9 protein-coding genes are annotated in these 9,443 nt (G+C 71.0%); 3 read left to right on the top strand and 6 right to left on the bottom strand.

Translation table 11 applies throughout. The annotated features are described in order from the left end of the window. The coding region (locus QZ433_RS09990) for a TetR/AcrR family transcriptional regulator (RefSeq protein ID WP_295782736.1) at positions 1 to 473 on the bottom strand (473 nt) is incomplete at its 3' end. A gap of 81 nt (positions 474 to 554) precedes the next feature. Between QZ433_RS09990 and QZ433_RS09985 the strand changes: the two genes are divergently transcribed. Then, entirely contained in the window at positions 555 to 1,529 is a 975-nt protein-coding gene (locus tag QZ433_RS09985; protein ID WP_295782734.1) for a zinc-binding dehydrogenase, read from the top strand. Between the two features lie 156 nt (positions 1,530 to 1,685). Here the strand turns inward: QZ433_RS09985 and QZ433_RS09980 are convergent, their stop codons facing one another. From QZ433_RS09980 to QZ433_RS09960, 5 genes are all read right to left on the bottom strand, one after another. Further along, positions 1,686 to 2,162 (bottom strand): NUDIX domain-containing protein, encoded by a 477-nt coding sequence (locus QZ433_RS09980; protein WP_295782731.1) that lies wholly within the window; start codon positions 2,160 to 2,162, stop codon positions 1,686 to 1,688. Then, a complete protein-coding gene (locus tag QZ433_RS09975) occupies positions 2,162 to 3,829 on the bottom strand; it encodes a DUF4407 domain-containing protein (protein ID WP_295782729.1) in 1,668 nt (555 codons plus the stop codon). Before QZ433_RS09975 ends, QZ433_RS09980 begins: the two co-directional genes overlap by 1 nt. 185 nt (positions 3,830 to 4,014) lie before the next feature. Continuing rightward, positions 4,015 to 5,028: an aldo/keto reductase family protein gene (locus QZ433_RS09970; RefSeq protein WP_295782727.1), complete on the bottom strand. Its 1,014-nt coding sequence runs from the start codon at positions 5,026 to 5,028 to the stop codon at positions 4,015 to 4,017. Between the two features lie 202 nt (positions 5,029 to 5,230). Next, the gene (locus QZ433_RS09965) at positions 5,231 to 6,034 is read right to left on the bottom strand and encodes an ABC transporter permease (RefSeq protein ID WP_295782725.1); all 804 of its coding nucleotides are present in this window, start codon (positions 6,032 to 6,034) and stop codon (positions 5,231 to 5,233) included. After that, a complete protein-coding gene (locus QZ433_RS09960; protein WP_295782722.1) occupies positions 6,031 to 6,906 on the bottom strand; it encodes an ABC transporter ATP-binding protein in 876 nt (291 codons plus the stop codon). The genes QZ433_RS09965 and QZ433_RS09960 overlap by 4 nt, the downstream gene beginning before the upstream one ends. A gap of 239 nt (positions 6,907 to 7,145) precedes the next feature. On the opposite strand from QZ433_RS09960, the gene QZ433_RS09955 reads away from it, so the two are divergent. Next, positions 7,146 to 8,627, top strand: coding sequence for a glycosyltransferase family 2 protein (locus QZ433_RS09955; RefSeq protein ID WP_295782720.1), 1,482 nt, complete (start codon positions 7,146 to 7,148; stop codon positions 8,625 to 8,627). Then, a partial coding sequence (locus tag QZ433_RS09950) for a glycosyltransferase family 39 protein (RefSeq protein WP_295782718.1) occupies positions 8,624 to 9,443 on the top strand: 820 nt, incomplete at its 3' end. The genes QZ433_RS09955 and QZ433_RS09950, both read left to right, overlap by 4 nt.

Raw genomic sequence — 9,443 nt, 5'->3', positions numbered from 1 at the left:
GCGCGCATCTCGGCCGCATAGCCCGAGACGAGCGTGCGCACCTCGGCGTCGTCGCTGGCCAGGGGCGAGGAGCCCGCGTTGAGCAGCAGGCATCCGAGGCGGGCGCGCGGGGAGTCCGCCGCGATCGCGGCGTGCATGTCGTCGACGTAGGCCTCGAGCGCGCCGGGGTCTCCCCCGCCCAGGGGGCGCAATCGCGTGCGGACGACGTCTTCGAGGTAGGCCGCGAGCACGGCGTCGAACAGACCGCGCTTGCTGCCGAAGGCGTTGTAGATGCTCGAGCGGGTGAGTCCCGTGGCCTCCTCGAGCTCGGCGATGCCGGTCTCGGCGTACCCGCGCCTCCAGAACACGTCGCGCGCGGCGTCGATCACGGTGGAGCGGTCGAAGCTCGGCATCCTGCCCATGATCTCTCCTTTGCTCGGGTGGCTGAGCTTGTCGAAGCCACCGATCCCGTCGACTCCCGGACTCTTCGACACGCTCACGGTCCTCACGGTTGCACTTCAGGAGCCGAGGTCTATATTAGACCGGTCGTTACAAAATAACCACGGAGGCATTCCATGCGCGCAGTCATCCACCACGAGTTCGGCGAGCCCGCCGACGTCCTCGGCGTCGAAGAGGTCGAGACCCCGACCCCCGGCCCCGGCGAGGTGCGCCTGCGCGTGCTGCTGTCGCCCATCCATAACCACGACCTGTGGACCATCCGCGGCACCTACGGCTTCAAGCCCGAGCTGCCCGCGCGCGCCGGCACCGAAGCGGTCGGCGTGATCGAGGAGCTCGGCGAGGGCGTCGAGGGCCTCACCGTCGGCCAGCGCGTCGCCACCGGCGGCACCTTCGGCGTGTGGGCCGAGCAGGTCGTCACGAAGGTCGCGGGCCTCATCCCCGTCGCCGAGGGCCTGAGCGACGAGGTCGCCGCGCAGCTCGTCTCGATGCCCTTCAGCGCCATCAGCCTGCTGCACTCGCTCGACCTGGAGGCCGGCGACTGGATCGTGCAGAACACCGCCAACGGAGCCGTCGGACGCATGGTCGCGCAGATCGCGAAGGCCCGCGGCATCCACGTCATCGGTCTCGTCCGCCGCCAGAGCGCCGTCGCCGAACTCGCCGAGCAGGGCATCGACAACGTCGTGTCCACCGACTCCGAGGGCTGGCGCGACGCCGCCCTGGCGCTCGCCGACGGGGCGCGCATCGTCGCCGGCGTCGACTCGGTCGGCGGTTCGGCCAGTAACGACGTGCTGTCGCTGCTGAGCGAGAACGGCACCCTCGTCATCTTCGGTTCGATGGGCGCGGGGAAGCTCGAGCTCTCGGCCGGCGACATCATCTTCCGTCAGGCGACGGTCAAGGGCTTCTGGGGCAGCGTCGTCAGCAAGACGATGGATGCCGAGACCCGCGGCGCCCTGTTCGGCGAGCTGTCGCGCTACCTCGCCGACGGCACGCTCACCCTTCCGGTCGCGGCGACCTTCGGCCTCGAGGACGCCCGCGAGGCCGCTCGCGCGAGCGACTCGCCCCGCGTCGGCAAGGTGCTGCTGCGCCCGTGAGCTGAGGCGGGCGCCAGCCCGTGTGAAACTCTTGAGAGATCGGCCCCGCCCACCCTTCCCTCCGCGTGATCACGCAGGGTGCGGGGTGGGCGTTCTCCGTTTCTCAGGAGTTTCGCTCGCGACGCGGCCGTGACCAGGACGGGCGCCGCGGCCTCGTCAGCCGGGCAGGGCCTCGAGCGCGGAGGCGAGAGCGTCGATCGCGGGACGCTGCCCCTTCACGAGCGCGTCGCGCGCGGCATCCAGGTCCATCCACTCCGCCCGGTCGACCTCGGGGAACGACTGCACCCGGCCGGACCGCGGCGGCCAGACCATCTCGAACGTGCCGAAGGTGAATCCGGATGCCGTGAACCCGGCGCCGTCGCCGCAGAACACGACGACCTTCTTGCCGCTGCTGTACGCGAACGTGCCGAGCTCCGCCCAGTCCGTCTCGGGCGGATCGACGCCGAGCTCCTCGCGGAACTCTCGGCGTGCGGCATCCTGAGCACTCTCCGTGTCGGGGTCGTACTCGCCCTTCGGGATCGACCAGGCGCCGGCGTCCTTCTTCGCCCAGAAGGGCCCACCCATGTGCGCGAGGAACACCTGCGGTTCCGGATCGAGCCGGTACAGCAGGAGTCCCGCGCTCCAGACGACCATCAGGAGACGGTCGCGGGCACGCGGTTCGCCTCGTCGGCGATGATGTCGGCGCGCTTGCGGAAGGTCCGCGCCGAGACGCGGTCGAGGGCGACCTGACCGCGCATCTTCTCGGCCTTCTCGTACAGCGAGGGCCCGCCGAAGCCGGTCAGCACCTTCACCAGCACCGGCAGCAGCTCGATCATGAAGAACAGCGCGGCGATCAGGTAGTGCGCCCAGCGCAGCACCGGTTCACGGTCGGACAGGCGTTCCAGCGCCGTGATCTGACTGAGCAGGCCCACCGCCCCGGCGTTGCCGTCGGCCACCGACGAGGCCCGCGCGTTGTACGCGGCGAGCGCCGAGTCGTACTGCGCCCGCGCCGCCGGGAGCTGATCCTCGGCCTGCTGCTTGTTCGCATCGGCGGAGGATGCCGCGGCCGCGGCCCCCGCGCTGTTGGCCGAGGCGAGGGTGGACTGCGCCTGCTGCAGCTGCGCCGAGAGCGAGTCGTAGGCCGACTGCGCCTGCTGCAGCTGCGCCTGCGCCGCGTCGGAGCTCGCGCCGTTGCCGGCGACACCCGTGCAGCCGGGCACCGTACCGGCGCCCTGACCGGTCAGCTCGCACTGGTACACCGCGCGGGCCTGATCGATGACGGTCTGCTGCGCCGCGAGCTGCTGGGTGAGCTGGTCCACGCTCTGCTGCGCCGCGGCCGCCTCGGCCGAGGTCGACGAGGTGCCCGCGACGATGCCGGTGGCCGCCTGGTTCTCGAGCGCCGAGACCTGGGCCGTCGCGGCGTCGAGTGCCTGCTTCTCGGGGCCGTTGGTGACGGCATCCTGGTCGGTCAGGGCCTGGGTGACGTTCGTGGAGTTGACCTCGCGGGTGATGTCGTTCTGGAAGATCTGCAGGACGAGCGGCTCGGCGACGACGATGCCGATGAGCGCGGCCATGATGACGCGCGGCAGCGCGAGCCCCAGCAGGCGGAAGAGGTTCTTGGTCGAGCGCATCGTCGAGGTGAGGAAGCGGTCGAGATTGAAGATGATGAGGCCCCACACGATCGCGAGCGGGATCGCGAGCAGGATGCTGACGCGCACGCCCGTGAGCAGCGCGAACATCATCGACAGCGCCGAGACGAGGGCGGTTCCGGCGAGCACGAGGAACATCTGCACGAAGCGGGGCACCTCTTCGGGCACCTCGTCGAGCACGTCGTTGTCGGCACCGCCGAGGACGGCCATGCGACGGATGAGCGAGAGCGTGGGACGGCGGGGGTCGGCGCGGCGCAGGCGCGGGGGGCGCGGCTCCGCGGTGACGGGGATGGATGCCACGGCGGGGGCCGAGAGCGGCTCTTCGGGCTGCGGCGGGGTGTCGTCGACGCGGGCCGCGCGGTCGATCACGAGGGTGTCGTGCTCGTCCGCCGGTTCGTCGGCGCGGGGGTCGCCTTCGCGGGCGGTGTCGGCGCGGGGGTCGAAGACGAACGGATCGAGCGGCTCGTCGTCGGCGGGTGGCGCGCCCCACGGCTCGGACGTGCCGTCGTGGCGGTCGGGCGCGTCCGACGGGGTCGGGTCTGACGCGTCGGTGTCGGACGCGTCGCGCTCGGCAAGGAACTCGTCGAGGTAGCGCTCGCGTTCCTGCTCCGTCGTGAACTCGATTCGACCGTCGGAACCGAAACGGCCGGGTCGGTGAGCGGAAAAGGACATCCGCACAGAGTACGACGCGTTACCTGTCCGCTCCTGAGCGGGGCCTGAGGCCCGGCTGGGCGCGGCGTGGGGGCGGAGGGCGCCCGCGGCGGCGCGGAGGGCGCGCGGAGGGCGCCCGCGGCGGCGCGCGGAGGGCGCGCGACAGCGGGCCGGGCGCGAACGCCCGGCCCGCTGAACGGATCGCGTCAGACCAGACGCTTCTTGGGCGAGACCTCGTAGGTGTTCTCGGCGTCGGCGAACACCGCGTCGCCCAGGGCCGCGTCGATCGCGGAGAGCGCCTCGGCATCCAGGGTCACGCCGGACGCCTTCACGGTGTCGTGCAGCTGCTCGGGGCGCGATGCCCCCACGAGTGCCGCGGCGACGTTGGGGTTCTGCAGCACCCAGGCGATTGCGAGCTGCGGCATGGTGAGCCCGGCCCCCTCGGCGATCGGCTTCAGGCGCTGGACGGCCTCGAGGGTGTCGTCGTTCAGGAACCGCTTGATGAAGTTCGCGCCGCTCTTCTCGTCCGTCGCGCGCGAGCCCTCCGGTACCGGCTGACCGGGCAGGTACTTGCCGCTCAGCACGCCCTGCGCCATGGGCGACCAGACGATCTGCGAGATGCCGAGCTCTTCGCTGGTGGGTACGACCTTGCCCTCGATCACGCGCCACAGCATCGAGTACTGAGGCTGGTTGGAGATGAGCTGGATGCCGAGCTGCTTCGCGAGCGCGTGTCCGTCGCGCAGCTGTTCGGCCGTCCACTCCGAGACGCCGATGTACAGCGCCTTGCCCTGGCGGACGACGTCGGCGAAGGCCTGGAACGTCTCTTCGAGGGGCGTCTCGTAGTCGAAGCGGTGCGCCTGATAGAGGTCGACGTAGTCGGTGCCGAGGCGCTTCAGCGACCCGTTGATGGAGTCCATGATGTGCTTGCGGCTGAGCCCGGTGTCGTTGGGGCCGCCGGGACCGGTCGGGAAGTAGACCTTCGTGAAGATCTCGAGCGACTCGCGACGCTGGCCCTCGAGAGCCGTGCCGAGGACGGTCTCGGCCGCGGTGTTGGCGTAGGTGTCGGCGGTGTCGAACGTCGTGATGCCCGCGTCGAGAGCGGCGTGCACCGTGGCGATCGCCGCGTCGTCACCGACCTGCGAGCCGTGGGTCACCCAGTTGCCGAGGGTGATCTCGGAGATCTTGAATCCACTGTTGCCGAGGTAGCGATAACCAACCATCCCTCCACGCTAGCCCCGTCCTCCGACACCGGGGCCGCGGCATCCCTCGCCTCCCTCGATAAACGCGATCCGTGCCGAGGAACGCGCAGAGAACGCGTGTCTCGACACGGGGAGCGTTTATCGAGCGGTGGGGCGGGCGGGGCGGGTGGGGCGGGGCGTGGGGCGGGGGACGGCGTCGGCCGGGGCGGGTGCCGGGGGCGCCTCACGCGTCCTTGCGGATCCAGCGGAAGGTCAGGCGCACCACCGCGAGACCGACCACCAGCCACAGCAGCGTCACCAGCAGGATGAGCGGGTGATCCCACGATCCCGACGGCTCGCCCGCGGCGAAGCTCTCGGGCAGGAACACCGAGCGGAACCCCTGCGCGAGCCACTTCAGCGGGAAGACGCTCGCGACGTTCTGCAGCCACTCCGGCAGGGCGGCGAAGTTGATGTAGACCCCCGAGATGAACTGCAGCAGCAGGACGATCGGGATGACGACGCCGGTGGCGCTGCGCCCGGTGCGCGGCAGGGCCGACAGGCCGATGCCGAGGATCGCGCAGGTCGTCACGCCCAGCAAGAACACCCACGCGAAGGTCAGCCAGCGCTCCGGGTCGGTCGGCAAGGGCACGCCGAAGAACACCGCCGCCACGACGATCAGCAGCACCGACTGCAGCAGACCCGTGACGAGCACCTGTCCGAGCTTGCCGATGAAGTACGACACCGGACTCAGCGGAGTGCCGCCCAGGCGTTTGAGGGTGCCGTCGCTGCGCTCCATCGCGATGTCGATCGACATGTTCTGCAGGCCCGACAGCAAGACGCCCGCGGCGAGCATCGCGGGCAGGTAGAACTGCGCGGCATCCACCTCGTCCCCGGGAGGGCCGAAGGTCTGGGCGTCGAACGCGACCGCGAAGATCAACAGGATCATCACGGGGAACAGGAACGTGAAGAACACCGAGTCGCCCTGGCGGAAGTACGAGCGCACCTCGAAGGCGATCCGCGCGGCGCCCAGACGCAGCACGCGGCTCACGCGACGCCTCCCGCCGCGGTCGTGCGCCGTGCCTCGGCGCCGAGGAACGACAGGTAGACGTCCTCGAGGCTCGGCCGAACGACCTCGAGGCGGTCGGGTTCGCCCAGCCGCGCGTGCAGCGCCGCCACCACCGCGCCGGGGTCCTGCGTGCGCTCCTCGCGCACGACGCCGTCCTCGCGCCAGCGCACGAGGGGCACGCGCGCCTCGGGACCGCCGAGGTCGTCGATCCGACCCACGGATGCCATGAGCCCGCCGACGACGATGGCCGCGCGCTCCGCCAGCTCGGCGGCCTCATCGAGGTAGTGCGTGGTCAACAGGATCGTCGTCCCCTCGCGCTGCAGGCTGCGGATGAGGTCCCAGAAGTGCCGGCGGACCTCGGGATCGAAGCCCGTCGTGGGCTCGTCGAGGAACAGCAGCTCGGGCCGGCCGATGATGCCCAGGGCGACGTCGACGCGGCGACGCTGGCCGCCCGAGAGCTTGCGGACGCTGACCTTGGCCTTGTCGACCAGACCGACCGCGGCCATGGTCTCGTCGACGTCGCGCGGCCGGGGGTAGAACGAGGCGAAGTGGGCGAGCAGTTCGCGCACGGTGGCGGTGGGCGCCTCGCCCGTGTTCTGCAGCACGATGCCCAGGCGCGCCTTCCAGTCCAGGCCGCCGCGGTGCGGGTCGACACCGAGCACGCGGACGTCGCCGCTCGTGCGATCGCGGTAGCCCTCGAGGATCTCGATGACGGTGCTCTTGCCGGCGCCGTTCGGCCCGAGCAGGGCGAATGTCTCGCCGCGGCGGATGTCGAAGCTCACCCCGCGCAGCGCCTCGAGCCCGCCCCGGTAGGTCTTGCGGAGGTTGTCGACGCGCACGACGGTTTCGCTCATGAGCCCAGTCTGGCGGGGCCGGGAGCTCCGCGGAACGGCTTCCGGCGGCGGCAGCAGGCTGCATCGGCGGTCGGGTCGGAGAACGTGGGAGCGACCGCAAAGCTCCCTGGCAAAACCCTGACCGCTCCAAACCATCCCCCCACCTCGCCCCGGATGACCCCCGTGCGCTGACCCCCGCCCTCTCTCCGCACCTCCCCCTTACCGCCCTCGAACCGTCCACGTGGACGCTGGAGGTTGTTTTGTCGTTCCCGCTGATCCCCCGGTCCGTCGCCGCCCCCGACCCGACGCCCGAACCGCTCCTCACGCCCGTCGCGCCCGCCCCCGGTCAGGGGTCGACCGGCGTGACCGACGTCCCCGTCCCCGCCCAGCCCGGAACCACCGTGTCGGGCGGATTCCTGCCCGACTGGTCGATCGGCGAGTGGCTCGGCTACAGCGGCGTCATCGTCCTGGCGCTCGCCCTGACCGTCGTCGCGACGACGACGCTGTGGTGGATGCTCCACGCCTGGCGTTCCGCGGACGATCTGCGGGCCACGCAGTTCAGCTCATCGCCGCGTCCCGCGCGGCACCGCTTCACGCTGCTCGTGCCCGGGCGGCACGAGGAAGAGGTGATGGGGCAGACGCTCGACCGCCTCGCGCAGCAGGATCACCCCGATTTCGAGATCATCGCCATCGTCGGCCACGACGACCCCGGCACCGAGCTGGTCGTGCGGCAGGCCGCCGCACGGCATCCCGATCTCATCAAGGTCGTCGTGGACGACAGCGTCCCCAAGAACAAGCCCAAGGCGCTCAACCGCGCCCTGCAGATCGCGACCGGCGACATCGTCGGCGTGTTCGACGCCGAGGACGAGGTGCACCCCGGCCTGCTGACGGTCGTGGACTCCAAGTTCCAGGAGACCGGTGCCGACGTCGTGCAGGGCGGCGTGCAGCTGATGAACTTCGAGACCAGCTGGTGGTCGCTGCGCAACGTCCTGGAGTACTACTTCTGGTTCCGCTCGCGCCTGCACTTCCACGCCCGCTCCAAGTTCATCCCCCTCGGCGGCAACACCGTGTTCGTCACCCGCGACCGCCTCGCGTGGTCGAAGGGGTGGGACGACCAGTGCCTCGCCGAGGACTGCGAGCTCGGCGTGCGTCTGTCGAGCGACGGCGCGAAGGTCGTCGTCGCCTACAACCCCGAGTACGTCACGCGCGAGGAGACCCCGCCGACCCTGACATCGCTGTACAAGCAGCGCACGCGCTGGAACCAGGGGTTCCTGCAGGTCCTCGGCAAGGGCGAGTGGAAGGCGCTGCCGACGCTGCGCCAGCGCATGTACGCCCGCTATCTGCTGAACATGCCGTTCCTGCAGGCGGCGACCGGTCTGCTGATCCCCATCTCGCTCGTGTTCATCCTCCTCGTGAAGGTGCCGACCCCGGTGGCGCTGCTGACCTTCCTTCCCCTCGTGCCCACGATCATCACCCTCGTCGCCGAGGCGGCGGGACTGACCGAGTTCGGGCGCGTCTACGACAGGAAGGTGCGCGTGCGCGACTACGTGCGCCTGGTGCTGGGGCTCGTGCCCTACCAGGTGTTCCTCGCCGCCGCCGCCGTGCGCAGCGTCGTGCGTCAGCTGCGCGGGGACGGCAGCTGGGAGAAGACCGAGCACACCGGCGCCCACCGCGACGCCGCGACCGCGACCCCGTCCACCGCGCGCGACCTCGTCGGCGCCGGCGCGGAGGTGGCCCGATGACCGCGACGATCGACCGCGTCCCCACCGGGACGATCCCGTCCGACCGCGCATCGACAGGGCTGCGCCGCCGGGTCTCGCCCTGGCGCGCCCGGCTCGGCGACGCGCTGTGGCTGCTTCCTCCCCTCGTCCTCGGCCTGGTGGTCAACGCCCTGAATCTCGGCGGCTCCCCCCAGCGCATCGACGACGAGGGCACGTACACCGCGCAGGCGTGGAGCATCGGCAACCTCGGCGAGCTCACGCACTACACGTACTGGTACGACCACCCGCCCCTCGGGTGGATGCAGATCGCGGCCTGGGTCGGTCTGACCGACGGCTGGAACCGCTACGACGTCGCCGTGATCGCCGCCCGCGAGGCGATGCTCGCGGCCACCGCCGCAGCCGCCGTGCTGCTGTGGTTCGTCGTGCGCCGCATCGGCTTCGCCCGGTTCACGGCATCCGCGGCGGTCGCGCTGTTCCTGCTGTCGCCGTTGGCGGTGCAGTTCCACCGGCAGGTGTACCTGGACAACATCGCCACGGCATGGCTGCTCGCCGCGCTGCTGCTGGCGATGAGCCGCCGCGCCCAGCTGGCCGGGTACATCGGCGCCGCGGCCGCGTTCGGCGTCGCCGTCCTCACGAAAGAGACGTATCTGCTCGCTCTGCCGCTGGTGGCGTGGTTCATGTGGCGCGGGGCGGACCGCACGACGCGCCGGTACACCCTGTCGGTCGCCTCGGCCGTGCTGGGGCTCATCGGCCTCGCCTACGTCGCCTTCGCCCTGGTCAAGGGCGAGGTCGCTCCCGCTCCCGGGCGCGTGAGCCTGTGGGACGGACTGGCCTTCC

The sequence above is a fragment of the uncultured Microbacterium sp. genome, assembly GCF_913776565.1.
Taxonomy (GTDB): Bacteria; Actinomycetota; Actinomycetes; order Actinomycetales; family Microbacteriaceae; genus Microbacterium.
The sequence above is the reverse complement of the archived record's forward strand: the minus strand, read 5'-3'. Positions and strand labels throughout refer to the sequence as shown.

Bases quoted from the DNA above. Each gene is read 5' to 3' on its own strand.
- QZ433_RS09985 (WP_295782734.1), top strand. From the start codon at position 555: ATGCGCGCAGTCATCCACCACGAGTTCGGCGAGCCCGCCGACGTCCTC.
- QZ433_RS09980 (WP_295782731.1), bottom strand. From the start codon at position 2,162: ATGGTCGTCTGGAGCGCGGGACTCCTGCTGTACCGGCTCGATCCGGAA.
- QZ433_RS09975 (WP_295782729.1), bottom strand. From the start codon at position 3,829: ATGTCCTTTTCCGCTCACCGACCCGGCCGTTTCGGTTCCGACGGTCGA.
- QZ433_RS09970 (WP_295782727.1), bottom strand. From the start codon at position 5,028: ATGGTTGGTTATCGCTACCTCGGCAACAGTGGATTCAAGATCTCCGAG.
- QZ433_RS09960 (WP_295782722.1), bottom strand. From the start codon at position 6,906: ATGAGCGAAACCGTCGTGCGCGTCGACAACCTCCGCAAGACCTACCGG.